Origin of the sequence: Micromonospora sp. NBC_01699 (assembly GCF_036250065.1) — a bacterium.
Taxonomy (GTDB): Bacteria; Actinomycetota; Actinomycetes; order Mycobacteriales; family Micromonosporaceae; genus Micromonospora_G.
The window spans coordinates 5,427,601-5,453,947 of record NZ_CP109199.1 but is presented as its reverse complement, the minus strand read 5'-3'; the positions used below and the strand labels follow the sequence as shown (position 1 = coordinate 5,453,947).

The 26,347-nt window shown below is 71.0% G+C and carries 24 protein-coding genes; 13 read left to right on the top strand and 11 right to left on the bottom strand.

What is annotated here, in order from left to right; translation table 11 throughout:
• Positions 1–34: 34 nt before the first annotated feature.
• Together OG792_RS21970 and OG792_RS21965 are read right to left on the bottom strand one after the other, a co-directional pair.
• Positions 35–1,177 carry an ADP-ribosylglycohydrolase family protein gene (locus tag OG792_RS21970; RefSeq protein WP_329101772.1) on the bottom strand — a complete coding sequence of 381 codons (1,143 nt, stop codon included), beginning with the start codon at positions 1,175–1,177 and terminating at the stop codon, positions 35–37.
• Positions 1,174–2,184: an ADP-ribosylglycohydrolase family protein gene (locus OG792_RS21965; RefSeq protein ID WP_329101770.1), complete on the bottom strand. Its 1,011-nt coding sequence runs from the start codon at positions 2,182–2,184 to the stop codon at positions 1,174–1,176. Before OG792_RS21965 ends, OG792_RS21970 begins: the two co-directional genes overlap by 4 nt.
• Positions 2,185–2,439: 255 nt before the next feature.
• On the opposite strand from OG792_RS21965, the gene OG792_RS21960 reads away from it, so the two are divergent.
• The 6 genes from OG792_RS21960 (at position 2,440) to OG792_RS21935 (ending at position 9,465) form a co-directional block, all read left to right on the top strand.
• Entirely contained in the window at positions 2,440–3,435 is a 996-nt protein-coding gene (locus OG792_RS21960) for a LacI family DNA-binding transcriptional regulator (protein WP_329101769.1), read from the top strand.
• 149 nt (positions 3,436–3,584) lie between these two features.
• On the top strand, positions 3,585–4,952 hold the full coding sequence (locus OG792_RS21955) for an ABC transporter substrate-binding protein (RefSeq protein ID WP_329101767.1): 1,368 nt from the start codon (positions 3,585–3,587) through the stop codon (positions 4,950–4,952).
• Between the two features lie 9 nt (positions 4,953–4,961).
• The gene (locus OG792_RS21950) at positions 4,962–5,885 is read left to right on the top strand and encodes a carbohydrate ABC transporter permease (RefSeq protein ID WP_329101765.1); all 924 of its coding nucleotides are present in this window, start codon (positions 4,962–4,964) and stop codon (positions 5,883–5,885) included.
• Positions 5,882–6,787 (top strand): carbohydrate ABC transporter permease, encoded by a 906-nt coding sequence (locus tag OG792_RS21945; RefSeq protein WP_329101763.1) that lies wholly within the window; start codon positions 5,882–5,884, stop codon positions 6,785–6,787. The genes OG792_RS21950 and OG792_RS21945 overlap by 4 nt, the downstream gene beginning before the upstream one ends.
• The gene (locus OG792_RS21940) at positions 6,784–7,692 is read left to right on the top strand and encodes a ribokinase (RefSeq protein ID WP_329101761.1); all 909 of its coding nucleotides are present in this window, start codon (positions 6,784–6,786) and stop codon (positions 7,690–7,692) included. The genes OG792_RS21945 and OG792_RS21940 overlap by 4 nt, the downstream gene beginning before the upstream one ends.
• Before the next feature lie 171 nt (positions 7,693–7,863).
• Entirely contained in the window at positions 7,864–9,465 is a 1,602-nt protein-coding gene (locus tag OG792_RS21935; RefSeq protein ID WP_329101760.1) for a beta-1,3-glucanase family protein, read from the top strand.
• Positions 9,466–9,514: 49 nt separating this feature from the next.
• Here OG792_RS21935 and OG792_RS21930 read toward each other — a convergent pair whose 3' ends face one another.
• The 7 genes from OG792_RS21930 to OG792_RS21900 are packed head-to-tail and all read right to left on the bottom strand — an operon-like array spanning position 9,515 to position 16,462.
• Positions 9,515–10,318 (bottom strand): HpcH/HpaI aldolase family protein, encoded by an 804-nt coding sequence (locus OG792_RS21930; RefSeq protein WP_329101758.1) that lies wholly within the window; start codon positions 10,316–10,318, stop codon positions 9,515–9,517.
• Positions 10,319–10,346: 28 nt separating this feature from the next.
• A complete protein-coding gene (locus tag OG792_RS21925; RefSeq protein WP_329101756.1) occupies positions 10,347–11,324 on the bottom strand; it encodes an aldo/keto reductase in 978 nt (325 codons plus the stop codon).
• Positions 11,321–12,169 (bottom strand): dipeptide/oligopeptide/nickel ABC transporter ATP-binding protein, encoded by an 849-nt coding sequence (locus OG792_RS21920; RefSeq protein ID WP_329101754.1) that lies wholly within the window; start codon positions 12,167–12,169, stop codon positions 11,321–11,323. The genes OG792_RS21925 and OG792_RS21920 overlap by 4 nt, the downstream gene beginning before the upstream one ends.
• Positions 12,166–13,005 carry an ABC transporter ATP-binding protein gene (locus tag OG792_RS21915; RefSeq protein ID WP_329101752.1) on the bottom strand — a complete coding sequence of 280 codons (840 nt, stop codon included), beginning with the start codon at positions 13,003–13,005 and terminating at the stop codon, positions 12,166–12,168. Before OG792_RS21915 ends, OG792_RS21920 begins: the two co-directional genes overlap by 4 nt.
• Positions 13,005–13,907, bottom strand: coding sequence for an ABC transporter permease (locus OG792_RS21910; RefSeq protein ID WP_329101750.1), 903 nt, complete (start codon positions 13,905–13,907; stop codon positions 13,005–13,007). Before OG792_RS21910 ends, OG792_RS21915 begins: the two co-directional genes overlap by 1 nt.
• On the bottom strand, positions 13,904–14,839 hold the full coding sequence (locus OG792_RS21905; protein WP_329101748.1) for an ABC transporter permease: 936 nt from the start codon (positions 14,837–14,839) through the stop codon (positions 13,904–13,906). The genes OG792_RS21910 and OG792_RS21905 overlap by 4 nt, the downstream gene beginning before the upstream one ends.
• Before the next feature lie 3 nt (positions 14,840–14,842).
• Complete coding sequence (locus OG792_RS21900; RefSeq protein ID WP_329101747.1) at positions 14,843–16,462, bottom strand: ABC transporter substrate-binding protein; 1,620 nt, start codon at positions 16,460–16,462, stop codon at positions 14,843–14,845.
• A gap of 222 nt (positions 16,463–16,684) precedes the next feature.
• On the opposite strand from OG792_RS21900, the gene OG792_RS21895 reads away from it, so the two are divergent.
• The 3 genes from OG792_RS21895 to OG792_RS21885 are packed head-to-tail and all read left to right on the top strand — an operon-like array spanning position 16,685 to position 19,700.
• Complete coding sequence (locus tag OG792_RS21895; protein ID WP_329101745.1) at positions 16,685–17,875, top strand: four-carbon acid sugar kinase family protein; 1,191 nt, start codon at positions 16,685–16,687, stop codon at positions 17,873–17,875.
• Positions 17,872–18,876 carry a 4-hydroxythreonine-4-phosphate dehydrogenase PdxA gene (gene pdxA, locus OG792_RS21890; protein WP_329101743.1) on the top strand — a complete coding sequence of 335 codons (1,005 nt, stop codon included), beginning with the start codon at positions 17,872–17,874 and terminating at the stop codon, positions 18,874–18,876. The genes OG792_RS21895 and pdxA overlap by 4 nt, the downstream gene beginning before the upstream one ends.
• 26 nt (positions 18,877–18,902) lie before the next feature.
• Positions 18,903–19,700, top strand: coding sequence for a DeoR/GlpR family DNA-binding transcription regulator (locus OG792_RS21885; RefSeq protein ID WP_329101741.1), 798 nt, complete (start codon positions 18,903–18,905; stop codon positions 19,698–19,700).
• A gap of 37 nt (positions 19,701–19,737) precedes the next feature.
• On the opposite strand, the gene OG792_RS21880 is transcribed toward OG792_RS21885, so the two are convergent.
• Positions 19,738–20,547, bottom strand: coding sequence for a nucleotidyltransferase domain-containing protein (locus tag OG792_RS21880; RefSeq protein ID WP_329101739.1), 810 nt, complete (start codon positions 20,545–20,547; stop codon positions 19,738–19,740).
• Positions 20,548–20,850: 303 nt separating this feature from the next.
• On the opposite strand from OG792_RS21880, the gene OG792_RS21875 reads away from it, so the two are divergent.
• Together OG792_RS21875 and OG792_RS21870 are read left to right on the top strand one after the other, a co-directional pair.
• Positions 20,851–21,981: a helix-turn-helix transcriptional regulator gene (locus OG792_RS21875; RefSeq protein ID WP_329101737.1), complete on the top strand. Its 1,131-nt coding sequence runs from the start codon at positions 20,851–20,853 to the stop codon at positions 21,979–21,981.
• Positions 21,978–22,628, top strand: a complete 651-nt coding sequence (locus OG792_RS21870) for a hypothetical protein (RefSeq protein WP_329101734.1) — start codon at positions 21,978–21,980, stop codon at positions 22,626–22,628. Before OG792_RS21875 ends, OG792_RS21870 begins: the two co-directional genes overlap by 4 nt.
• A 31-nt stretch (positions 22,629–22,659) precedes the next feature.
• On the opposite strand, the gene OG792_RS21865 is transcribed toward OG792_RS21870, so the two are convergent.
• Positions 22,660–23,610 carry a LysR family transcriptional regulator gene (locus OG792_RS21865; RefSeq protein WP_329101732.1) on the bottom strand — a complete coding sequence of 317 codons (951 nt, stop codon included), beginning with the start codon at positions 23,608–23,610 and terminating at the stop codon, positions 22,660–22,662.
• Between the two features lie 131 nt (positions 23,611–23,741).
• Between OG792_RS21865 and OG792_RS21860 the strand changes: the two genes are divergently transcribed.
• Together OG792_RS21860 and OG792_RS21855 are read left to right on the top strand one after the other, a co-directional pair.
• Positions 23,742–25,007, top strand: coding sequence for an MFS transporter (locus OG792_RS21860; protein WP_329101730.1), 1,266 nt, complete (start codon positions 23,742–23,744; stop codon positions 25,005–25,007).
• 266 nt (positions 25,008–25,273) lie between these two features.
• The gene (locus OG792_RS21855) at positions 25,274–26,338 is read left to right on the top strand and encodes a serine/threonine-protein kinase (protein ID WP_329101728.1); all 1,065 of its coding nucleotides are present in this window, start codon (positions 25,274–25,276) and stop codon (positions 26,336–26,338) included.
• Positions 26,339–26,347: the final 9 nt, after the last annotated feature.

The following is a 26,347-nucleotide window of genomic DNA, read 5'->3' as shown; positions in this document are numbered from 1 at the left end:
GACCCGGCGGGACGGGCCCGCCCCGGAGTGGCCGTCACGAACCACGGCGGACCTCTCCGGTGGCAGCCGGACCGGGAGCCACGTCGGCGGGGTCGGGCCGGGCACCGGCCGCAGCGGGGTCGGTTCGGGCGGCGACCAGCGCGCCGGCCAGCTCGCGCAGTCTCAGGCCGCGGGTCGAGGGCACGCAGACGGCCTTGAGTTCCTCGACCGGCGCGCACCAGGTGGCCGGCAGCGCGCTCGCCCCGAGGGTCGCGCCGACCAGCGCGCCGACCAGCGCCGGCATGGTGTCGGCCTGCTTGGGTAGGAGCGCGGCGGCGCCGAGCGCTTCGGCGAGGCTGCTGCTCTCGCGGGCGATCAGCAGCGCGAGGGGCAACGTCTCGGCGACCACGTTGCCGAAGTTGTACTCGGCGTTGACCACCTCGTCGCTCCACACCGGAACGGCCGCGAAGACCGAGCCGGTCTCGGCGAGCACCCGCTCGGCGACCGCGAGCTTGCGGCCCAGCCAGCTGTCCGTGGTGATCTCCCGGCGGGCGGCGTCGACGGCCGTCGTGAGCGGGTCGCCGCCGACGGCGACCGCGACGGCCGCGGCGAACGCCGCCGCGCCGTCGATGCCGACCTCGGCGTTGGTGATCGCCGCCAGCCGGCGGGCCACGGCGGCGGCCCGGCCGGGGTCGCCGGCCCAGCGGATGCCCACGGGCAGCACCCGGGCCAGCGCGGAGTCGTCGTAGTGGTGCGGGTTGTCGTTGCCGGTGGTCGGCGCGCGCAGGCCGAGCAGCGCGTTGGTGACGGCGGACCGATCGGCGACCGAGCCCCAGAACTGCGCGTGCTGCGGCTCGACCCGAGTCCACCATGCGTCGAAGAGGTCGTCCACGGTCGGGTCGGCACCGACGGCGAGCAGGACCTGGGCGCCGATCGCCGCCTGCTCGGCGTCGTCGGTCGGGCCGAAGTCCAGCAGCGCCGGGTCGGCGGCGAGCGTGAACGGCAGGGGGAACTTGTTGACCTTGCGGGCGTCAGCGTCGAGCGCGAACGTCCACAGCAGAGAGCGCAGGTGCGGCAGCCGGAGCGCCCGGTGCCACATGGCGGGGAAGCTGGCCGCGTCGCCGGCGGCGAGCCCGAGGAACGCGCCTTCGGCCCGGTCGAGGAGCCGGTCGTCGACGCGGCGGGAGGGGGCGTTCATCGGGGGTCTCCGTTTCTGGTCGCGGCGTCGCGGGCCTCGACGGCGTCGGCGATCTCGTCCGCGAGCGCCGTCAGGCGTACTCCCGCGGTGTCCTGGATGCAGCTACCGCGCAGCGCGACGATCCGGCTGGACCACTCGGTGGGGATCGCGCTGGCACCGTGCAGGCCACCGGCCATGGCGCCGGCCATCGCGGCGATCGTGTCCGCGTCGCGGCCGATGTTGACGCCTCCGAGCACCGAGTCGACGTAGTCGCCCTCGGCGATCGCGAAGACGCCGAAGGCGAGCGCGGTTGCCTCCGGGGCCACGTCCGCCCAGGGGTAGTGGAAGATCGATACTCGGCGCTCCAGCTCGTCGAGGCGTTCCTCGCTCGTGCCGGGGCCCGCCGCGACCGTCAGGGCTCGGTTGATCATCCGGGCCGACCAGGAGTCGGCGGCGATCGCCGTGACACCCGCGGCGACGACCGCCTGCCAGTCGTCGGTGGTCGTCGCGGCGGCCACTGCGGCGGCTACCGCCTGGCCGCAGAGGACTCCGTCCCGGGCGTGGCTCACCTGCGCGTCGATGCCGGCGATCCGGGCGGCCTCGGCAGGGTCGCCGGCGAAGTACGCGCCGATCGGCGCGACCCGCATCGCCGACCCGTCGCTCCACATCTCGTGGTTGTCCGACCCGGAGTGCGGGGCGCGCAGTCCACGGGACAGGTTGTGGATCGCCTCGATCTCGGAGAATCCGCCTCGGTTGAAGGCGCCGTGCTGGCCGGCGAGCACCCGTATCCACTCGGTCGACACGTCGTCCGGGGTCAGCGCGGGGCCGTACGTCAGCAGGATGCGTGCGGTGAACGCGGCGTACTCGGTGTCGTCGGTGCCGGCGGGGTCGTCGGAGAGGAAGCCGGTCACCCGGCCGTGGGCGGCACGGATCGCGTCGCGCGTCATTCCCTCGGTCGGCGCGCCGAGGGCGTCGCCGATCGCCTGGCCGAGGACCGCACCGTGTACGCGGTCGCGCAGGGCAGTCATGAGCTTTCAACTCCGTCAACGTTGAGGGGGGCTGGGTGGGACGCGAACACGATAACGCGCAAACGGATTTGCGCTAGTGGCCAAAAGGGAGTGACGTCCCGTTCCCGCCCGACCCCGTCAATAAGTCCGGAAGGTCGGGAAACTGATGTTTGACAAGGTGCGGCCACTGGCGTGAGACTGCTCACCACCCCGGACCGGCAGGGTCGGGATGCCAAACCGGTTTGCGCTTCGCGCTCTCACCGCAAGGAGTTGGTCATGCCCCGACCTCGCATCGGTGACGTCGCGGAGATCGCCGGCGTGAGCCGGACGACCGTGTCGCACGCGCTGAGCGGTCGACGGCCGGTCTCCGCCGAGACCAGGGCGAAGGTTCAGGCCGCGGTCAAGGAACTCAACTACCGGGCCAACCAACTCGCGGTGAGCCTGCGGACCCAGCGCACCCAGACCATCGCGTTCGTCATGTCCGACATCACCAACCCGTTCTATCCGATGGTCGCCCGCGGCGTGCAGGACGCGATCAGCGACGCCGGCTACCAGGTGGTGGTCTGTAGCACCGACGGCGACGCCGCCCGAGAGGTCGCCTTCATCACCGACATGCTGAGCAGGGCGGTCGACGGCCTGGTCATCGACCTGTTCCGGACGCCCGCCGACGCCCTCGAAGGGCTGCTGGGCACGCACCCGCCGGTGGTCATGCTCGGCCCGATGAAGTCACCGCCGATCGGCGACCGGGTGCATGGCGACGACCGGGTCAGCGTGGCCGAGGCAACCCGGCACCTGCTGCGCCGGGGCCGTACCCGGATCGCGTTCGTCGGGGCGACCCGGATCGGCCCGGCCGTCGGTCGACTCGGCGGCTACGAGGACGCGCTGCTCGGCGCCGGGCTGGCCGTCGACCCCAAACTGGTCATCAGATCCGACTACAGCAGGCGCGGCGCCCGCGCCGCCGTCACGGCCGCCCTCGGCGACGGCGTCACCCTCGACGCGATGGTGTGCGTCAACGATCTCGTCGCCATCGGCGCGATCGAAGCGCTCCGGGACGCCGGACGCGTCGTACCCGATGACGTGGCGGTGGTCGGTTTCGACGACATCGAGGCCGCCGCCCTCGTCCGCCCCGCACTGACAACCATCGACAACCGCGCCTACGAGAAGGGGACGGTCTGTGGCCGGCTGCTTCTCCGGCGGATAACCGGGGAACTCGACGGGCCCGCCCGCGACATCGTCGTACCCGGTGCCCTCATCGTGCGGGAGTCGGCGTGACCAGCGCCGATGCCCGGGGTCGGGCCGTCCCGCCCGACCCGGGCCGCTGCCGTACCCCTCAGCCTCCGTTCCCGAGCCGGCCCGGCCGGCTCTCCCGAGCCGTGGTCGTCCCCACCGGCTCCAGGTAGCAGAACAGGAGAACACCGCTCATGCCACACACCCCAGCCGGCCTGTCCCGCCGGAACCTGCTCTCCATCGGCGGCGGCACCGCCCTCGCCGCCTTCCTCAGCGCCTGCGCCGGTGGCGGCGGCGCTCCCGGCGGCAAGTCCGACAAGCTCGCCATCTGGTCGGGCTTCGCCACCAAGGACGCCGAAAACTGGTACCGGAAGAACGTCGTCGAGGTGTTCAACAGGGAGCACCCGAAGGTGCCGGTGGAGATGTCGATCAAGCAGTTCGACACCGTCGAGCGACAGCTTCAGACCGCGTTGGCCGCCGGCTCCGCGCCCGACATCCTCAGCGCCGCCGGTCCCGGCCCACTTCGGGAGTACGCCGCCGCCGGTCACCTGATCCCGCTCGACGACTATGCCAGGAAGCTCGGCTGGAACGACCGCATCCTTGACTGGGCGATGCAGACCGGCGTGATCGACGGCAAACTCCTCGCGCTGCCGACCAGCTACGAATCGATGCTGGTCTTCTACAACCCGGCGACCCTGGCCAAGCACGGCTGGACCTACCCGAAGACCCGCGCCGAGTTCGAGGCGATCTGCACGGAGGCCAAGGCCAAGGGAATGATCCCGGTCAGCGCCGGCAACGCCGACTACAAGAACGCCAACGAGTGGCACGTCTCGGTCCTGCTCAACCACGCCGCCGGCCCCGACGCGGTACGGCGGGCACTCAAGGGCGAGATCAAGTTCACCGATCCGGTCTTCGTCGACGCGGTCGAACAGGGGCGGAAGTACTTCGTCGACGGCTGGTGGGGCGGCGCGGTCGACCGCTACTTCACCAACAGCTTCGCCAAGCAGTACGAGCAGCTCGCCAAGGGCGAGGCGGTTTTCAACATCACCGGCTCGTGGGGCCTGGCCGAGATCGAACCGTTCTTCGGCGCGGCGGCCGGCAACGACCAGGAGTGGGCCTGGGGCGCCATCCCGTCGCTGCGCGACGGCGTACCGCAGGACATCTGGGAACTGGCCCTCGGCGGCACCTACTCGATCAACGCGAAGTCGAAGAACCCCGACGTGGCCGCCGACTGGATCGACTTCAACATGTCGGACCCGAAGCGGCTGGCCCGGGGCCTCGCCGAGGCCGGCTTCCAGCTCCCGCCGATCGGCGTCGCCGAAGCCGACTTCCCCGCCGACATCGACAAGCGGGTCGCCGGGCTGTTCAGCGCGATCACCACCGCGACCGACGTCGGCTACACCACCTGGACCTTCTTCCCGCCCAAGACCGTCACCTACATCATCGGGAGCTGGGAGAAGCTCATCACCGGCAAGATCGATTCGAGGGGGTACTGCCAGGGCCTGGCGGAAACCTTCGAACCCGAACGCGCCGCCGGCGCCGTACCGCCGCTTCCGGCGTAGCGCCGGCCGATGACCGCCCCGACCCCCACCCTCGCCGAGACCCCGCCGGCCGCCCGAACCGGCGGCCGGCCACGGCGACGCAGCGTACGCCGACGCACCAGGCTGGTGGCATGGCTGTTCATGCTCCCGCTGATCGTCGTCAACTTCACGGTGATCCTCTGGCCCGCCGTCCAGTCCGTCTACTACTCGTTCACCGACTGGTCCGGAATCGGTCCGGGCAGGTGGATCGGGTTCGCCAACTACACCCGGATGCTGGCCGACGAGGAGTTCCGGTCGGCCCTGTCGCACAACCTGGTGTGGACCGCCATCAGTCTGGTGATGCCGATGCTGCTCGGGCTGGTCGGCGCCTACCTGCTGTCCCGGCTGCGCCGGTTCCAGGTGCTCTTCCGGCTGGCCTACTTCATCCCGTACACCGTGGCGAGCGTGGTCAGCGCCGCCGTCTGGGAGAACCTGCTCTCCCCGGACAGCGGCATCGGGCGGATCCTCGGGGTCAACTTCCTCGGTGACCAGAATCTTGCGCTCGGGACCGTCGCCGTCGTCAACACCTGGGCCTTCTGGGGATTCCTCGTCGTCGTCTTCCTGGCCTCGATGCAGTCGGTGAATCCGGCGCTCTACGAGTCGGCGTCGCTCGACGGCGCGGGACCGCTGCGCCAGTTCGTGTCGATCACGCTGCCGAGCATCCGACCGACCCTGGTCTTCCTGGTCGTCCAGACGATCATCTGGTCGTTCCTCGCCTTCGACTTCGTCTACATCCTCACCCAGGGCGGCCCGGCGGGCGCGACCGAGGTGCTCAGCACGCTGCTCTACCGCAACGCCTTCGCCAACCTCGAAGCCGGCTACGCCTCCGCGATCGGCGTGGTCATGGCCCTGTTCACCGCGGTCATCGTCGTCACCTACCAGGTACTGCGCCGAGTCAGGAGGTGGGAGGCGTGAGCACCGGAACGGTCCCACAGCAGACCCGTCCAGCCCGCCCGACCCGCCCGACCCGCCCGACCCGGCTGGCCACCGTGGACGGCCGGCAACGAACCGGCATCGGCGGGTGGGCGATCCTGCTCATCCTCGCGCTGTTCGCCGTCGGCCCGCTCATCATCTTCGTCTTCGCCGCGTTCAAGACCCAGTCCGAACTCGTCGGCGACCCGTTCGGCCTGCCGGCGGACCTGCTGTGGTCGAACTTCGCCGACGCGTGGAACCAGGCGCACATGGGGCGCGGCCTCTACAACAGCCTGGTCCTGGTCGCTGGAACGGTGCTCGGCACCGTGGTCATCGCCGGGCTCGCCGCGTACGCGATGGCCCGGCTCGACCTGCCCGGAGCCGGCAGCGTCATCCTCTACCTGTTGGTCAGTAGCGCGCTCCCGATGCAGATGTTCCTGGTACCGCTGTTCTACATCTGGACCCGCACCGGGCTCTACGACACCAAGCTCGGTTTGATCATCATCTACTGCGCCACCCTCACGCCGTTCGCGACGCTGCTGCTGCGGGCGTTCCTGCTGACCCTGCCGCGCGAGTTGGAGGAGGCCGCCCGGATCGACGGGGCCGGTGAACTGAAGATCGCCGCCCGGGTCATCCTGCCCAACGCCCTGTCCGGCATTCTCACCGTCGCGCTGGTGACCGCGCTCGCCGCGTACAACGAGTTCCTGTTCGCCGTGACCTTCCTACAGTCCGAGTCACAGATGCCGATCTCCACCTCGTTCTTCTCCTTCCAACAGGCGTACGTCCAGAACGCCGTGCTCAACGCGGCGGCCGGCCTGATCATGCTGTTGCCGATGTTGGGCCTGTTCCTGGTCCTGCAACGGCGCTTCGTGGCCGGCATCGCGAACACCGGGATGGCCGGATGAGCACGGTGATCGTCGTCGGATCCGTCAACATCGACGTGGTCGCCGTCGGCGACCGGATGCCGCTGCCCGGCGAGACCGTCACGATGGGACAGCTCACCGAGACGCACGGCGGCAAGGGCGGCAACCAGGCCGCCGCCGCGGCCACCCTCGGCGCGACCGTCCACCTGGTCGCCGCCGTGGGCGACGACCCTCGGGGTACGGCGGCCCGCCGCGACCTCGCCGCCCGGGGGGTGATCGACGACGCGGTGACGACGGCCCCCGGCCCTACCGGGGTCGCGATCGTCCTGGTCGACCGGGCGGGCGAGAACTCCATCGCCGTTGTCCCCGGCGCCAACGCGGCGCTGACCCCAGCGCTGGTCGTCTCCGCGCTGACGGCGGTCACCGGCAGCGACGTCGTCGTGGTCGCCTGCCTGGAGGTCCCGCTCGAAGCCATCGAGGCCGCGGCGTCGACCGCGAGAGCGCGAGGCTGGCAATTCGTGCTGAACCCCGCCCCGGCCAGCCCGCTGCCGGCGGCACTACTCCGCCTCGTCTCCGTGCTCACCCCCAACGAGACGGAACTGTCCGTGCTCGGTGGGATCGATGCGCTGCTGGCAGCGGGCGTGGGGGCCGTCGTGGTCACAGCGGGGGCGGCCGGCTGCCGCGTGTACGTGACCGGGACGGCCCCGGTACGGGTGCCCGCGTCCCCGGCCACCGTGATCGACACGACCGGCGCGGGCGACGCGTTCACGGCCGCCCTGGCCGTCGGATTGTCCGACGGCCGTTCGCTGCTCGACGCGGCCCGCTGGGCGGCAGCGGCCGGAGCGATCGCGACGGAGGGTTTCGGTGCCCGCGGCTGCCTGCCGGCCCGACCACAGGTCGCCGCCCGGCTGGCCCGCACCGGGCGGGCGGACCCGACGCATCTGTAACCATCTATTGACATCAACGTCATCGGCGGCGATTCTGTGAGAGCGCTCTCACGGTTACCGTCCGGTACCCGTCGAGCAGCGCCGAGAGTCCCGTGGCCCGTCCCGGCCGCCATCGGTCCGGCCGCCGCGAGCGACCGGACCGGTGCCCACCCACGGACAGAGGAGTTGTCGGTGCGTACCGGAAAGAAGTTGCTGGGCGTGGTCGCCGCGCTCGTGTTGGCGGTCCCCGCCGCCATCACCGCGGCCCCGCCGCCGGCCCAGGCCGTCGGCCCGAACCTGCTGCCCTTCACGGTCACCAACAACACCGGCCGGGGCGACGCCGTCTACCTGTACGTCCTGGGCGTCAACCTCAACACCGGCCGACTCGGCTACGTCAACGCGGGCGGTACGTTCACCCCGTGGGCCCCCGGATCGAACCCGCCCTCGCCGGCGCCGGACGTCTCCATCGCCGGACCGGGCAACGGCGGCAGCACGACGATCCAGCTGCCACGCGGGCTCTCCGGCCGCGTCTACATGTCCCTCGGCGAGCGGCTCAAGTTCTTCCTCACCCCGGACGGTCTCGTGCAGCCCGCCCCCTGGGCCGGCGGCGACCCGAACCGCGACATCCTGTTCGACTGGAGCGAGTTCACCTACAACGACGCCGGACTGTGGCTCAACAGCTCGCAGGTCGACATGTTCGCGGTGCCGCACGCCGTCACCGTCACCGGCAGCAGCGGTGCCACCAAGCGGACCGGTGACCTGGTCAACAACGGCCGGGACAACGTGATCAACCAGATCCGGGCGCAGGCCGGCTGGGCGGACACCGTACGCACCCGCGCGGACGGCACGGTGCTGCGGGTTCTCGCGCCGGGCAAGGCCGCCGACGCCGGTCTGTTCAGCACCACGTACCTGGACCCGTACATCAACAGCGCGTGGGCGGCGTACGCCGGCCGGACGCTGACCGTGGTGCCGTTCACCGACCAGCCCAACACGAGGTTCCTCGGCCGGACCTCCGGCAACGTGATGACCTTCACCAACCCGGCCGGTCAACAGGTCGCCTCGTTCAACCGGCCCTCCAGCGCCAACGTGTGGGGCTGCGACGGCAACCTCAGCGCGCCGAACGACCAGATAGTGGGGCCGATCGCCCGTACGCTCTGCGCGGCGCTGCACCGCAGCACGCTGGGCACCATCGACACCCAGCCGGGCGGCGGGCCGGCGGACTTCTACCGGGGTGCGCTCACCAACCACTACTCGCGGATCATCCACGCGAACATGGTGGACGGCAAGGCGTACGGTTTCGCCTTCGACGACGTCCAGGCGCAGGAGTCCCTGGTGCACGACGGCGATCCGCGCGCCGCCGGTATCGTGCTCACCCCGTTCGGGTCGGGTGGCTCGACCCCGCCGCCGGCCACCGGCAGCCCGATCATCAGCAACTGGCACAACAAGTGCGTCGACGTGCCGAACTGGAACTTCACGGACGGCCAACGGTTGATCGTGTGGAACTGCACCGGCGGCACCAACCAGGCGTGGACGTTCACCAACGGCACCCTGCGTACGCAGAACAACAAGTGCATGGATGTCGCCTGGGGTGGCACCGCCAACGGCAGCATCATCCAGATCGCCACGTGCAGCGGCAACGCCGCCCAGCAGTTCGTGCTCAGCGCCGCCGGCGACCTGGTCAACCCGCAGGCGAACAAGTGCGTCGACATCGCGGAATGGAACCCGAACAACGACGCCGTGCTGCATCTGTGGGAGTGTTCCGGCGGCGCCAACCAGAAGTGGCGCCGGGGCTGACCGGCTCGGCGCGTCCGGACCACGGTGCGACGGTCCGCCGTCGCGGGACCTACACCGGGCCGCCGATCCCGGCGGCCCGGAGGTGGTCGGCCGCCGCCCGTTCCAGGTGCACGAGGTCGGACGAGACCGTTGCGAAGGTGAAGCCCTCGGCCAGCCGGTTCGCCGCGTCGTGGCCACCGGCGGTGTGGATGCCGGCCGCCACCCCGGCGTCGGCGGCGGCCCGGCGGATCCGGGCCAGGGCCGCCTCGAACACGTCGGTCACCTCGGGGTCGCCGGGGTAGGCGCCGCCGACGGCGAGGCACAGGTCGGACGGGCCGACGTAGACGCCGGTGAGGCCCGGCACGGTGCAGATCCGTTCGACGTTCGCCAGCCCGGCCGCCGTCTCGATCATCGCCAGGCAGGCGACGGACGCGTTGGCCTCGGCCGGTAGCGGGCCCACCCGCAGGGCCGAGCGCATCGGCCCGTACGACCGGACACCGTGCGGCGGGTACGTCGCCGAGGCCACCGCCGCGACGGCGTCGTCGACCGAGTCCACCAGCGGCACGATCACCCCGGCGGCACCGGCGTCCAAGGCCTGTCCGATGTGGTACGGGTCGTTCGCGCCGACCCGTACCAGCCCCACCGACCCACCACCGGCGTCGATCGCGGTGAGCCCGCGCAGGATGCCCGCGTACTCGACCAGCCCGTGCTGTGCGTCGACGCAGACGTAGTCGTAGCCGAGCCGGGCGATCCGTTCGGTGGACACCGGGGAGTCGAGCACCACCCAGTAGCCGAGCGCGCGGTCGCGGCGCCGGAGCCGGTCGACGAAGGCGCGGGCGGTGGGCCGGGTGGCGTTCGGGTCGGGTGTGGTCACGTCGTTCCTCCGGTCGTGGGTGCTCGGTTCACCTGTTGTACGCCGGCATCGGACCGGCGAGTACGCGGCCGACCTCGTCGCAGGCGTCGAGGACGTCCGGTGGTAGAGCGCCACCGGCCGCCGCGCGGATGTTCTCGCGCAACTGTTCCGGTTTCGAACCGCCGAGCAGGACCGCACTCACCACGTCCCGGGAGAGCAGCCAGCGCAGGGAGAGCTCGGGCAGCGACACACCCGCCTCGCCGGCGATTCGGGACAGCGCGGCGACGGCGTCGAAGACCGGCCGGTTCCAGTAGCGCTCGCGGTACATCCGGGACAGTGCGGACGAGCCGAACCGGCCTTCGCCGGGAGGGTCCTCCAGAGTGTGCCGGCCGGTCAGCAGCCCGCCGCCGAGCGGGTTGTAGACGACGGTCGCCAGCTCGTGCGTGCTGGCGTACTCGGAATACTCGTCTTCGATCCGCCGTGCGACCAGGTTGTAGAGCTGTTGGGCCACGACCGGCGGGGGCGCCCCGGCGGCGGCGCAGGCGGCGCGTACGTCGCTGATCTGCCAGGCCGCGTAGTTCGACACCCCGACGGCGCCGACCAGACCGTCCGAGACCAGGTCGGCCAGGGCCGCCGCGGTCTCCGCGAGCGGCACCGAGCGGTCCGGCTGGTGCAGGTAGAACAGGTCGACCCGGTCGGTGCCGAGCCGGCGCAGGCTGGCCTGGAGGGAGGCCCGGATCCCCCGGCGGGACAGCAGCGGGTGCCCCCCGGCGTCGCCGGGATAGATGCCGGCCTTGGTGGCCACGGTGACGTCGTCCCAACGGCCCCGCAGAATCTCGCCGAGTATCTGCTCGCTGCGCCCACCGGCGTACCCGTTGGCGGTGTCGAACGAGGTCAGGCCGTTCTCCAGGGCGATCTCCACCATGGCGCGGGCCGCGTCCGGGTCGGCCGTGTCGCCGAAGGTCATGGTCCCCAGCACCAGCGTCGGCAGCCGGTGGCGCAGCCCGGCGAGGGTTTTCCCGCTCATGACGTGGCCGCACTCTGCGCGGTCCGGGCCGCCGCGACCTGCCGGACGACCTCGCGGGGCTTGCGCCCGGTGATCAGCGCCGGTTCGAGCGCACTGCGGCGCAGCCGCCGGGTGTACTCCTCCCGGGGATGTCGCAGCACCTCACCGGTCCCGCCCCGCTCGACGACCCGGCCCCCGTTGAGCACCAGCACCTCGTCGCTGACGGCCTGGACCACGCCCAGGTTGTGCGAGATGAACAGGAAGGTCAACCCGCGTTCCCGCCGCAGCCCGGCGAGGATGTCGAGCACCTGCGCCTGCACCGAGACGTCGAGGGCACTCGTCGCCTCGTCGCAGACCAGCAGGTCGGGCTCGGCCGCCAGGGCGCGGGCGATCCCGATGCGTTGCCGCTGTCCGCCGGAGAACTCGTGCGGCTTGCGGTGCAGCGCCGAGGTGGGCAGGCCCACCGCGTCGAGCAGCTCGGCAGCCCGACGCTCCCGCACCCGGCGGGCGCGTTCGCCGCGCGCCGCAAGGGGTTCGGCCACTATCTGCTGCGCGTTCAGATGCGGATCGAGCGAGCCGTACGGGTCCTGGAAGACCATCTGGATCCGGTGCCGCAGTGGGCGGAGTTGACGGTCGGTGAGCCGGGTCAGGTCGACGCCGTCGAAGGTGATCGACCCGGCGGTCGGCCGGACCAGCCGTACCAGCGCGCGGGCGATGGTCGACTTGCCCGAACCCGATTCGCCGACCACGGCCAGCGATCCGCCCCGGGGGATCCGGAACGAGACGTCGTCCACGGCCCGATAGCGCTCCCGGCCGACGCCGTACTCCACCACGAGGCCGGCGACGTCGAGCAGCGGTTGGTTCATACCGCTTCCTCCTGTATCAACTGGGGCGTCGGCGCGTCCGGGTCGTCCCAGGGGCCGAGCTTGGGCAGCGCGTCGAGCAGCTTGCGGGTGTACGGGTGCCGGGGCTGGTCGATCACGTCCTCGACCGTGCCGCTCTCCACGAACCGGCCGGACTGCATCACGTGCACCCGGTCGCTCATCAGCCGGGCGACGCCGAGATCGTGGGTGATCAGCAGTAGCCCGGCACCGGTGCGTTCCTGGATCTCCAGCAGCAGGTCCAGGATGCCGGCCTGCACCGTCACGTCCAGGGCCGAGGTGGGCTCGTCGGCCACGATGAGGTCGGCCTCGGCCGAGAGCGCCATGGCGATGAGAACCCGTTGCAGCATTCCGCCCGACAGCTCGTGCGGGTACGCCCTCAGCCGTCGTTCGGGCTCGGTGATGTGGACCGCGCGGAGCAGTTCGAGGGCGTGCTGATCCGCCTTCGCGCGGGAGTGTCCGGGATGGGAGAGCCGGATCGCCTCGGTCATCTGCCGGCCGACGGTGGCGATCGGGTTGAGCGCCGTCATCGGGTCCTGGGGGATCAGGGCCACCGTCCGGCCGCGCAGGGCACCGATGTGCCGGCGGGTGCCGATGACGTCCCGACCGGCGATCTCGGCGTGGCCGGAGAGCACGGCCAGGTCGTCCGGGAGCAGCCGGAGCAGGGCCATCGCCGTGGTCGACTTGCCGGAGCCGGACTCGCCGATGATGGTCACCGTCTCGCCCGGCTCGACGGTGAAGCTCACCCCGTCGACGGCGCGTACGACGCCGGCGCCGGTCATCAGGTCGACGGTCAGGTCCCGCACGCTGAGTACGGCCATCAGGCGCTCACCGCCTTCGTCCGCCGTACCCGGTCGCGTAGCCCGTCGCCGAGCAGGTTCACCCCGAGCACCAGCAGGGCGATGGCCACGCCGGGAATGGTGACCAGCCACCAGGTGCCGGTGACGAAGAGTTCCCGCCCGTCGGAGATGATGCCGCCCCAGGTGGGGTAGGGGCGCTGGACGCCGGCGCCGAGGAAGCTCAGCGCGCTCTCCAGCAGCACCGCCTGGGCGAGCAGCAGGAACACCACGACGAGGGTCTGCGACAGGATGTTCGGGATGATGTGCCGGACGATGATGGTCAGCTTCCGCAGGCCGAGGACCTGCGCCGCGGCGACGTACGGCTTCTCCCGCTCCACCAGTACGAGCGCTCGGGTGAGGCGGGCCGGTTCGGGCCACTGGGCGAGGGCGATCACCAGCGTGATCACCGGGATCGACGGGCCGAAGAGGGCGACCACCAGCAGGAGCATGAGCAGCAGCGGCAGCGCCATCTGCGCCTCCAGCAGGCGGGAGATGACGGTGTCCACCCAGCCGCCGAAGTAGCCGGCGGTGGCGCCGGCCACGATCCCGATCACACCCGACAGCAGGATCGCCAGCAGGCCGATGAGCAGCGAGGTCTGACCGCCGTACAGGATCCGGGAGAGCAGGTCCCGGCCGTTGGGGTCGGTGCCGAGCAGGTGCCCGTGACTCAGCGGCGGCAACGAGGTCTCGCGGAGTACGCCGCGTACCGGGTCGGGCAGCGGGAGGACCTGCGCCAGCGCCACCGGGACGATGACCACCGCGGCGCAGGTGCCGCCCACCCACATCTTGATCGTGCTGTAGCGGGCCTTGCGCGCCGCCGCCGAACCGCGTAGCACCCGTGGGGCGACGTTGGGACGGGCGGGGGAGACGGCGAGATCGCTCACCGGAGGGCCTCCTTACCGAGTCGGACGCGGGGATCCATGAGGGGATAGAGCAGGTCCACGCCGAGCTGGACCAGCAGGGCGAGGACGACCGTCACCAGCACCGTCGCCTGGATCAGCGGAAAGTCCCGCCGTTCCAGGGCGTCCACCACCAACTCGCCGACCCCGGGCCACTTGAAGACGACCTCGACGATGACGACGCCGTTGAGCATGGCGGCGAACCGGGTGCCGAGGGCCGTGACCACCGGAATCGACGAGTTGGCGAAGGCGTACCGCCAGGTCAGGCGGCGTTCGGAGACACCGCGCGAGCGGGCGATCGTGACGTACGGGGCGTGCAGGTTGTTGACCATCTCCCGTCGCACCAGGCGCGAGATGAGGGCGACCTGGAGGATCACGATGGTGAGGCAGGGCAGCACTATCGAGCCGGCCGAGGTGAAGCCGGCGGGGGCGACCCAACCGAGGTTCACCGCGAACACGATGAGCAGCACGAAGCCGATCCAGAAGTCCGGCATCGACTGCCCGACGATGGTCGCGATGTTGGCGCCCAGTTCGGGTGCGGTGTTGTCGCGCCGGGCCATCCACACCCCGAGGGGGATGGCGAGCAGGGCGGTCACGACGATCGCCGCGACCGCGAGCGTGATCGTGTACGGCAGCCGGTCGAGCACCACCTGTAGGGCGGGTTGCCGGAACTGGAACGAGTCGCCGACGTCGCCGCGCACCAGGTGACTCAGGTACGTCAGGTACTGCCCGAGGACCGGCTGGTCGAGCCCGAACTGGTGCCGTACGGCCTCCAGTTGCTCGCTGGAGGGGTTGGGTGGGGCGTAGTTCACCGCTGGGTCACCGGGTGCCAGGCGCAGCAGGACGAAGACGACGGTGAGGGTGAACCACGCGGTGAGTGCGGTCTGCGCGAGGCGTTTGAGGAGATAGCGCGGCATGGGTCAGTCCGAGACCCGAACCTTGGACAGATCGTAGGAGTTGGCGGGAGAGAGCCCCAGGGCCGTGACGTGCTTGCGTCGGGCGAGCACGTTGTCGGGGGTCCAGGCCCACAGCGCCGGCCAGAGTGCCCAGATCCTCTCCTGCGCCTGCCCCAGCAGCGCGGTGCGCTTGACCGCGTCCGCCTCGGCGCCCGCCTGGTCGAGCAGGCCGGTCACCTCCGGGACGACAAAACCGTGGTACGAGTCGCGGGTCTTCTCCTTCTCCGCGGTGCCGCCGTACTGGCCCTGGAGGTTGGTGATGGCCAGGCCGGTCTGGTTGCCGTACCCGTTGCCCAGCACGTCCCAGTCGCCCGCCTCGCCACGGCGCCAGGTGTTGATCTCACCGCCCTTGGGGATCTCCTTGAGCTTCACCGTCACGCCGACGTCGCCGAGCATGCCGACCAGCGCCTCCATCACCCGGGCCGCCCCGGCGAACTCGGACTCCTCCCAGATGAAGGTGAGGGTCAGGTTCGACACCCCCTCGGCCGCCAGCACCTGCTTCGCCTTCGCCGGGTCGTACGTGTACTGCCCGGTCCGGACGAAGCCGGCGAGGGTCTTGGGTACGACCCCCTCGGCGGAGGAGACCAGGCCGTTCATCAGGCTGGAGATGAGCGAGTCGTGGTCGACCGCGTAGGTGAGGGCCTCCCGGACCCGGGGGTTGGCCAGCGGGTGCCCGGCCGGCTTGCGGAAGTTGTAGAAGAGGTGGATCAGACGGGTGCCGGGACCCTGGACGAGTTCGATCTCCGCGTTCTTCTTCAGCGCCGCGGCCGACTCCGGGGTGATGGTGTCGATGACGTCGGCCTGTCCCGAGGTGATGGCGATGACCCGCGCGCCCTCCTCCTCCTGGTACGAGATGTCCACCTCGTCGACCAGTGCCGCCTCGCCCCAGTAGTTCTCGTTGCGCACCAGCCGGTAGGTGCCGGTGCCGGAGTCGGCCGAGGCGACCTTGTACGGGCCGGTGCCGAGGCCGTCGCGCAGTTCCTCCGGCTTGTTGGCCTTGGCCGGGGTGATGAGGATGTTCGACATCAGGGAGTCGAGGGTCACCAGCGGCTTGCTGGTGGTCAGCGTGAAGGTACGGTCGTCGATCTTGGTGAGCCTGGGCTGCTCGGGGAACTGGGAGGCGACGAAGCTCGCCTTGACCTGGAAGTAGTACCGCAGCGCCGTCTCGACGTCCTCCACCGTGACCGGTGACTTGTCGGAGTAGTGGATGTTGTCGCGGAGCTTGACCCGCCACTGCGTCGGGGAGCTGATCTCGAACGACTCGGCGAGCACGAGTTCCGGGCGCAGGTCGTTGCCGATCTGGGTCAGGGCCTGACGGACCGCGCGCTGGACGGTGACGGCGGCGTCGTACTGGTTGAGCTTGTTGTCGAGGCTGACCAGGTTGCGGTTGAGGACGATGGTCAGCTTGCCGCCGTTCCCCGTCCCGCCGGTCGCGCCGCCCTGTGGTCCGGCGCAGGCGGTCAACGCCGAACCCACGACGGTGCCCGCGCCCACGAGGCCGGCGAATTGCAGGAGCGCGCGGCGTGACAGCCCAGCGCCCGACCCGGCGACGGTGACGCCAGACCTCCGGACGATGTCGGACATGAACTTCCTCCTTGTGGTGGTTGGCGAGTTTCGTCCGTTGTGACGGACGCCACTGGTGGTGGGCACACGATGGCACAGTTGCGCGTTGTGCGCAATGCCGCTAGCGTCTTTCGCATCACGCAAGCCGCCGAGTTCGCCGGGGACAGCTCGGTCGAACCTCGTCGGGGCTGTTCGGTGCGGTGCTAAAGGTGCTGCTCAGGTGCGATCCATTGGAGGTGTTCGGTGCCAGAACTGGTAGTCGTGGCCGATGACCTCAGTGGCGCATCCGAGGCTGCCGCCGCCTTCCTCTTGCGCACAACGCGCATCTCGGTGCTCCTTCGGTCCGGTGTTCCGTCCACGTCGTCCCGTGTGGTCGCCGTCGACAGCGACTCCCGTGGATCGAGTCCGGCGGACGCGGCGGACCGGGTGAAGTCCGCGCTCGACTCGTGCGCCGGAGTGCCGGTGCTGAAGAAGGTCGACTCGCTGCTGCGCGGCAACCTCGCCAGCGAGGTGGCGGCCCTGCGCGACCTGCTCGGCGTCCTGCCCGTGGTCGCGACGGCGCTCCCGGCCGCCGGCCGCGTGGTGGTCGACGGCGTGCTGCGCGTGCACGGGGTGCCGCTGCACGACACCCGCCTGTGGCACGCCGAGGAGCGGGCCGTACCCCGTACCGTGGCCCACGCGCTGAGTCCGATCGAGACCGTGCCGGTGCCGCTGGCCGCCGTACGCGATGGGGTTGGTGCCCTCGCCCGGCTGCTCGCCGCGGCCGCCTCGGCCCGGCTGCTCGCCGTCTGCGACGCCGAGACCGACGCCGACCTCGACGTTGTTCATGCCGCCGCGCGGCTGGTGACCGACCGCCCCCTGCTGGTCGGATCCGCCGGCCTGGCCGCTGCCGCCGCCCGCGCCATGGCGCCGGACCCGCAGTGGCGGGCCGAACCCCTTCCCACCGCCCGGTCCGTGCTGGTCGTCGCCGGTACGGCCGCGCCCGCCATCGAGACCCAACTCGCCGCCCTGGCACCCGAGGCCGATGTCGTGGTGCGACTCGACCCGCAGCTGCTCCTGAACGACCCGTCGGCGGTGGGGCGCGAGTTGGCCGCCCGGACGGCCGACGCGCGCTGCGCGGTGCTGAGCCTCGACGGCGGCGCCGGGCTCCGGCCCGATCTCGCGGCGCGGCTCACCACCGCCCTCGCCGACGCCGTCGCCCCGTCGGCGGCGGACGGGCGGGCGCTGATCCTGACCGGCGGGGCGACCGCCCGCGCCGTGCTCGACCGGCTCGGCGTCGAACGCCTGCGACCCGTGGCCGAGCGGGAGCAGGCGGTGCTTTCGACCACCGGGACGGGGCAGGTCGTCGTGACCCGCCCCGGCAGCTTCGGCGGCCCGGAGTCGCTGATCGAACTCGTCCACACCGTGCTGTCCTGGAATGAGGAGCCGAGATGACCAGTAGTCCCTACATCGCCGTGACCATGGGTGACGGCGCCGGAATCGGCCCCGAGATCATCGTCCGGGCGCTGCTCGATCCCCAGCTCCCGGCCGCCGCCGGGTACCTCGTCGTCGGCGACGCCGCCCGACTACGGCAGGCCGCCGGAATCGTCGGGCTCGACCCGGAGATCGTGGCGGTGGCCGGTGTGGCCGACGCGGTGTTCCGCGACGGCCGGATCAACGTCATCGACCTGGGACTGATCCCGGCCGACCTGCCGTTCGGGCAGGTCTCTCCCGTCGCCGGCGACGCGGCGTACCACTACATCCGGGTGGCGAGCGAGCTGGCGATGGCCGGGGACGTGCAGGCCATCTGCACCGCGCCGCTGAACAAGGAGGCGCTGCACGCCGGCGGCCACGTCTATCCCGGCCACACCGAACTGCTCGCGTACCTCACCGGGACCGGTGAGGTGTCGATGATGCTGTCGACCCCCAGGGTGAAGGTCATCCACGTGACGACCCACGTCGGGCTCCTCGACGCGGTCGAACGGATCGAGCCGGGACTGGTGGAACGCACCATCCGACGTGGACACCGCGCCATGCTGGACGCCGGCGTCCCCACGCCCCGCATCGGTGTCTGCGGCATCAACCCGCACGCCGGCGAGAACGGGCTGTTCGGCCGGGGCGAGGAGGACGCCAAGATCGCACCGGCCGTCAAGACCTGCCAGGCCGCCGGAATCGACGTACAGGGACCGCTGCCCGCGGACACGCTCTTCTTCCTTGCCGGGCGCGGCGACTACGATCTGGTCGTGGCGATGTACCACGACCAGGGACACGGGCCGGTCAAGGTGCTGGGCCTGGAGGCCGGGGTCAACATCACCGTCGGACTGCCCGTCATCCGCACCTCGGTCGACCACGGGACGGCGTTCGACATCGCGGGCAAGGGCGTCGCCGACCACCGATCCATGATCGAGGCGCTGCGGCTCGCCGTGGCGATGGCGCCGCAGCCGGTTGCCGGGTGACCCGGTCGGATAGGGTGCCGGATGACATGAGCAGGCAGAGATCGTGGCAGCGGCGTGACCAGATCCTCCAGATGGCCGCGCACAACGGGCTGGCCAGTGTGGAGGAACTCTCCACCAAACTCGGCGTCACCCCCTCGACCATCCGCCGTGACCTCGCACTGCTCACCACCCAGGGCAAGCTCGCCCGAACCTACGGCGGCGCCCTCAGTCTGGAACCCCATCCGGAAGCCTCGCTGCGTCAGCGGCTCGGCGAGGCGTACGCGGCCAAGCAGGCGATCGCCGCCTGGGCCGCCGAACAGATAGTGCCGGGGGAGAGCATCCTGCTCGACGCCGGCTCCACCACCGCGGCCCTGGCACAGCTGCTCAGCGGGTTCAGCAACCTGTCGGTCTCCCTGATCGGGCTGACGGCGCTGGAGGTGCTGGCCGAGGCGGAGCGGATCGAGGTCGTCCTCCTCGGGGGTAGGCTGCGCACCCTCAGCCAGAGCTTCGTCGGCCCGGTCACCGAGTCGGCCCTCGAACGCATGTCGTTCGACCGCGCGTTCATGGGCGCCGACGGCGTACGCGCCGACCGGGGCATCAACGAGAAGGACCTGGAGCAGACGCGGCTGAAGGAACTCATGATGAGCCGCGCCGACCACACCTACGTGCTCGCCCACGGGGCGAAGATCGGGCAGGCGCCGTTCCACGCGTGGGCCCTCATGCCGTCCCGGTGGACCCTGGTCACGGACAGCTCCGCACCCACCGACGAGGTGGCCAGGTTCCGTGACCGTGGCATCTCGGTCGTGGTCGTCGACGCCCCGCCGCCCGCTCCGAGCATGCTCTGACGGGACTCACCCGGCCGCCGGCTGAGGGCGGGCCGGTTCAGTCCGACAGTCGCCGCAACACCTCTCGTTGCAGGGCTTCGGCGTCGTCCAGTCGGGCGGCCAGCGAATCGGTGCCGGCGACGCCGAACAACGCGTGGGCGCGTACGGCGAAATCCGCCGGGGCGCCGGGAAGAGTTCCCGCTGCCCGTACCGCTCCCTTCTCGTTGAGCACCCAGCGTTCGGCGTGGGCGTGCAGCGCGTGGGTGAGCAGTCCCACCGCGCGGAAGAGGCAGCCGGCGACGTAGAAGGCGTCGCCGCGAGCTGCTCCCTTGCGGGCGGCGGCGAGGATGAACGGCACCTCCCATCGGGCGTTGGCGATCAGCGCCGTACGCAGCGGTTGCGGGTAGTGCTGCATCTCCTGCCGTAGTGCGGCCAGCTCCCCACCACGGTCGGCGAGGATCCGCCCCAGGGCCAGTTCGCCGACGTAGGCGTACGAGTAGACCCCCAGTGGATGGCCGGGCTGGGTGCCCACCTCGAACTGCCCGACCTCACACTGACGCCAGATCCGGCGTACGCGGTCCAGGTCACGGTAGATCCAGTCGACTTGAACGCCGTCGATCGTGAGCCAGGCGCCACCGTCCACCCACGGCCCCCAGCCACCGGGCTCGGTCATGTCGACCTCGCGCTCGGTCAGCTCGGCCGCCAACAGGCGCAGTGCGCCCGTGTCCAGCGGGGGCCGGTAGTACAGGCCGAGGTCGTAGTCGGAGTCGGGGCTGTGGGTTCCCCTCGCCCGACTGCCACCCAGACACACCCCGACCACGCCGCCGACCTCGGCCAGTCGGCCGGCGATCTCCACCAAACGTTCCACGGTCCGAGTCTGCCCAACCGAATCGACCGAGGCCAGCCGGTTACCGACGATCGGTCGGCACGGTTGCCCGTGAGTCGGTCGGGCGAGATGTCCGGTGTGGGACGGGGCGAGCTCGCACCCACCGATTGCATGATCCTGCAATCGGTGTCCGAACACCTTCCGTTGCCCGACCGTCGAGTGGTCTGCTGTCCGCGCCCGGGTGGAAAGACGGCCGGACACTCCGTCGTGGGGGCACCCGGCGAGTCACGGCCGCCACGGCGGCTGGTCGGATACCGGGCGGCGACACGTACGGGAGGGAATGGCATGCCGGAACCCACGGCGGTGATCCCGCAGCTGACCCGGTGGGGGGTCTCAGCGGACGCCGACCTCGTCTATCGCGCGCTGGCTCTGCTCGGCCCGCGCCGGCAGCCGGAGCTGAGCCGGGAACTGGGCCTGCACGTCGGGCGGGTCACCGCCGCGCTGGAGGAACTTGCGGCGCTGGGCGGTGCCGTGCCGGGCACGGCGGGTACGGGTGCCGGGCGGCGCTGGTCGTCCGCCGCCCTGCCGACGCTGCTGGCCCGGCTGCGCCGGCCACCGTCGGTGCTGACCGACCAGGAGCGCTGGCGGCACCACCTGCACGCGCTCGACGGCCTGGATCTGCCGGCCGTGGACTCCACCGCCGTCCGGCGCTGGCCGAGCCGGGCGTTGACCCGGCGTCGAGTCGCCCACCTGGTCGCGGCGGAACAGCACGAGCACCTCGCGGTGAACACCGAAGAGGTGTTCAGCTCGGAGTCGTGGGCCGCCGCGCTGCCGCTGGACCGCAGCCTGCTCGCCCGGGGCATCCGCGTACGGGTGCTGAGCCGGCTGCCCGGCGACGGCGACCAGGGTGCCCCGCCCGCCTCGGCTGCCGCCGAGGCCCAGGGAATGTACCGACAGCACGCCGACCTGCCGCTGAAGCTGATGATCTTCGACCGGCGGGTCGCCCTCCTCCCGGCCGACCCGGTGAATTTCGAGGCCGGTTTCGTGGAGGTCACCGATCCGCCGGTGGTCCAGGCACTGTGCGGGATGTTCCATCGACTGTGGGCGGACGGCCGCGACCCGTTTCGCCAGGGGGTGCCTCCGATTAACCTCACGCCCCGGGAGAACGCCCTGGTGGCTCTCCTGGCCGCCGGCCACACCGACGTGACCGCAGCCACCCGACTCAACGTCAGCCTGCGTACCGTCGCCTACACGCTGCGAGCCCTGATGGACCGGCTCGGCGTGCAGAACCGTTTTCAACTGGCGTTGCTGCTCGGCGCCGCCGGCGCCACACCCCTGCCGGCCGACACCGAGACGGCAACCGGCCGCACGATGCCGGCCGACGCGGCCACGCCGGTCTCCGCAGTCCGAAACCACACCGATGATCCAGCCACCGGCGACCGTCCGGTAGCGGGTCACCGCGAAGGAGAACAATGATCCGTCACCTACGGTCCGTCGTCGCAGCAGCTGCGCTCGCCGCCGGAGCCGCCCTGCTCGTCGCGCTCGCGCCGACGCCGACGCTGGCCGGCGACCGGCCGCAGGTCGGCCCGATGCTGCTGCCCAGCTTCTCGGCCTCGCCCCTCCCGACCGCGAGTCCGGAGCCGGAGGAGCCGTACATTCCCTGGGGCGCGGCGCCCTGCGCCACCGGGAGTCTCGGCCCGGTGGAGGTCGACGCCCAGCACAACGTCACCATCCCGGGGCAGGCGACCATCTGCGGCACCTGGGCCGCCAAGTACTCCTTCACCGTGGTGGCGTTCCCGTCCAACCGCGCCTTCGGTCACGCCTTCGCGTCCAACCTGCGCCCGTACGCGCAGACCGGCCCGACTCCGGTACGCGCCGCGTTCATCACCCCGCCGGCCGTGGGTAGCACCGGGGTCTGCCTGATGCGCGGCGTCGACGCCCGGATCGTGTGCCTGGCCGTCGACGTCGACGCGCAACACCAGATCACCTCCCGTCCGGTCGCGACGAACGATCCGCTGGTGGCCAAGCCGGTGCTCTACGACGGGGGCGCGAACCAGCCCGAACCCGGCACCGGGTTCTGCGCCACCTGCGTCGGGATTCAGGGGTACGAGACCGAGGACTAGCGTCGCTGACAGGGTCGACCCGGTCAACGGCTCACGATGTCGGGGCCGGAGGCTGTGCCCACTTCGGCAGCCACACCTTTTCGTCGGGCGGGTCCACCCGTCCGGAGCTGAGATGGTCGCGAAGTTTGCCGAGCGCGGGGTGCGGGTTGTCGTCGCGCCAGAGCAGTGACATCGGGTAGACCGGCGCCGGGTCGCGTACCGGTATGCGCCGCAGGTCGTAGCTGTCCGGCCACAGGTACCGCGTGCGTTCGCCGGCCAGGGTCGCGAGTTCCGGGGAGTCGGCGATCTCGGCCAGCAGCGCCTCGTTTCCGAAGACCGGCCCGACCAGGTCGATGGTGAGGCCGAACGCGGCGGCGAGCTCGTCGTAGTAGGCGGCCCACTCGGTGCCGGCGGCCATGCCGGGCATCCAGATCCGGTGTGCGGCGAGTTGTGCGGGCGTGACGGCGCGGGCATTGGCGAGGGCGTGGCGTGGACCGACGAGGACCTCGTGGTGCTCGTCGATCACGCGGGCGGTCCTGATCGCGCCCGGCAGTTGACGCGGGGGGACGGTCACGGCGTGGAAGGTTGCGTCGATCGTCCCCGCCTCGACGGCGGCGGTCGCGGCGTGGACGTCGCCGTCGAGGGTCACGACATCCAGCTCGATCCGCGGATTCGTCCGGTGGAAGTCCTGTAGCAGCACCGCCGGCGCCGTCCGTCGACTGTGGACGTCAACGCGCAGCGCGCGCCGACCGGGGCGTACGGAGGCGTCGGCGCGGGCTTCCGCCCGGAGCAGTTCCCGGGCGTGGGGGAGCAGGGCCTGGCCGTCGATCGTGAGTTGGGCGCCGCGAGCCGTGCGGGTGAACAGCCGTACCCCCAGATCTTTTTCCAGTGCGGCGATGCGCTTGGACACGGCCTGCTGAGTGATCGACAGCGCCGCCGCGGCGTCCTGGAACTGGCCGCCGTCAGCGGCGGCGACGAAGGTACGCACGGCGTCGAGATCCACGCACCGGATCCTACCCACACAACGTTTGGTTGTGGCTCGCGGTCGTTCCGGTTGTTTGATCTGCTGTCGAGCGGCTTGCTTTGATCACCTCGGTCAACGGCGAGTTGTTCGAAGCGGAGGGTGTGAGGCTGGTGGCGAGACGATCCCTGGGTCGGCGGTTCGGATGGCTGTGGACGTCGTACGCGGTCAGCGCCTACGGCTCCGGTCTGGGGTTCGGTGCCCTGCCGCTGATCGCCGTGCTGGTGTTGGATGCCAGCCCCGCTCAGGTCTCCGCACTGTCGGCGGTCGGGCCGGCAGTGGGCGCACTGATCGCCCTGCCGCTCGGGCCGTGGGTGGAGTTCCACCGCAAGCGGCCGGTGATGATCGCGATGGACCTGGCCCGGTTCGCGGTCATGCTGACAATCCCCATCGCGTACGCCCTCGGCCGGCTCGGTTTCGTGCAGTTGCTGGTCGTCTCGGCCGTGGTCGCCGCCGCCAAGATCGCGTTCAGCGCGGCCAGCGGTGCCTACCTCAGGGCCCTCGTCCGGCCGGACGACCTGCTTGTGGCCAACGCGCGGTTCGAGTCGACGACGTGGAGCTCCATCGCGGTCGGGCCGCCGCTGGGCGGGGCGGCGGTCGGCCTGTTCGGGCCGGTCGCCACCATCGTGGCCGACGCGCTCAGCTACCTGTTCTCCGCGCTGGGCATCGCGGCGATTCGCGGCCACGAGGAACGCGCGCAGCGCACCGGCAAGCGCCGGGTCCGGGCCGGTGAGCTGCTCGACGGCTGGCGGCACCTGCTGAGCCATCCCGCCCTGCGCGCGCTCTACCTCAACCAGCTGCTCGTCGGCGGACTGATCATGGCCACCGAGCCGCTGCTGGCCCTGCTCCTGCTGCGCGAACTCGGATTCCCACCCTGGCAGTACGGCCTCGCCTTCGCCGCCCCCTGCGTCGGCGGACTCATCGGCTCACGCCTGGCCCTCCGCCTCGTGGCCCGGTACGGCCAACACCGGATCCTCCGTACCGTCGGCACCCTGCGCGCGATCTGGCTGCTCGGCCTCGCCTTCGTCCAGCCCGGCGTCACCGGTCTCGCGACGGTGATCGGCGTCGAGCTCGCGATCATCATCAGCATGAGCCTGTACAACCCGGTGCTCGCCACCTATCGACTGGAGCACATCCCCGACGATTGCATCGCTCGTACCCTGTCGGCCTGGTCGATCGGCAGCAGCGCGGCCATCGCCGTCCTCGGCGCGCTCGGCGGAGTGCTCGCCGAAGCCACCAGTCCACGCACGGCCCTCACGGTCGCGGGGCTGCTCATCCTCACCAGCCCGCTGCTGCTACCCCGCCGCCCGGATCCCGGATCGGTGGTGCCGGTCAGCAGATCCAGCTCGTCGCCGGGACGGGCAACGCTCTTACGCTGAGGCGTTCCGTCGCCTCGACGCCTTCGAGTCGGCCATCCGACAGGCGGCCTCACTCGGTGCGGAACTGGTCCAACTCACCACAGACGGCCTGGACCCAGGCACCCTGCATTCCCGAGGTCCGACACGGTGAGTTCGTACAGGGGCGACGCACCGTTCGGTTGTCATCCCGAGATCGCATCCCGAGGTACCGTCATGCGTCCACCTGGCGTGGGGCTGGTGGGGCGGACGCAACAACATGTGTGGGGTGTCATCGTGAGGGGGAACGGATGACGCTGGACCAGATCGGTGGCTACCAGATCGTGAAGCCGCTGGGCTCGGGTGGCATGGGGGACGTCTATTTCGCGGTGTCGCCGACCGCGGACCGGGTCGCACTCAAGGTCATCAAGCGTCACCTGGTCGAAGCCGATTCCATCCGGAAGCGGTTCGCCGCCGAGGTGGAGAGCCTCAAACTCGTCTACGGCTCGCGGGTGGCGCGGTTCGAGGACGCTGACATCTACGCCGACCCGGCCTGGCTGGCCGTCGAGTACGTGCCGGGCGCCACCCTGCGTCAGTACGTCGACGCCCGTGGCGCACTGCCGTTGGCGCTCGTCGCGATGGCCGGTGCGATGCTCGCTGACGGCCTGGCAAAGGTGCACCAGGCGGGTCTGCTGCACCGGGACCTGAAGCCGCAGAACATCATTCTCGGCCCGGACGGACCCAAGGTGATCGACTTCGGGCTGGCAGTGCTGCTCGACCGGAGGCAGTACCTGACCGAGCCGGGTGCTCTGGTCGGCACTCCCGCCTACATGTCACCGGAACAGGTCAAGGGCGAACGCGTCCTCACCCCGGCCGTCGACGTCTACGGCTTGGCCGCGACGCTGGTCTTCGCCCTCGCCGGCCACAGCCTCTATACCTCGTCGAACCCGTGGAATCTCCTGCTGCGGATCAGCGAGCCCAGTGATCTGCCCGACCTGTCCGGGGTGCCGGTCGAGCTCGCTCCGCTGATCGGAGCGATGCTGGCCTTCGACCCGACGGCCCGGCCGGGCCTCGACGCCGTGCAGTCGCGCCTGCTGGCGGTGGCCGTCTCGGTCAGCGGGGCCAGCGCCGCCGACCTACGCCGTCAGGTCATCGAGTCGACCTACGCCAGCGACAACGAACTCCTGGTCCCGCCGGATCTCGCTGACCCACAGCAAGATCCCGAAGGTGGCGCTTCCGGTTACCCGGAAGATCCGCCGATACCGGAACCGACGACGACCCCGACCGGACCCGCGCCGATGGCAAAACCCGGAGCGGACGTGACCTGGCTGGTCAACAAGGTTCGCCGCCAGTACGCCCGCCGCTCGAAACTGTAGGAAGGTTCC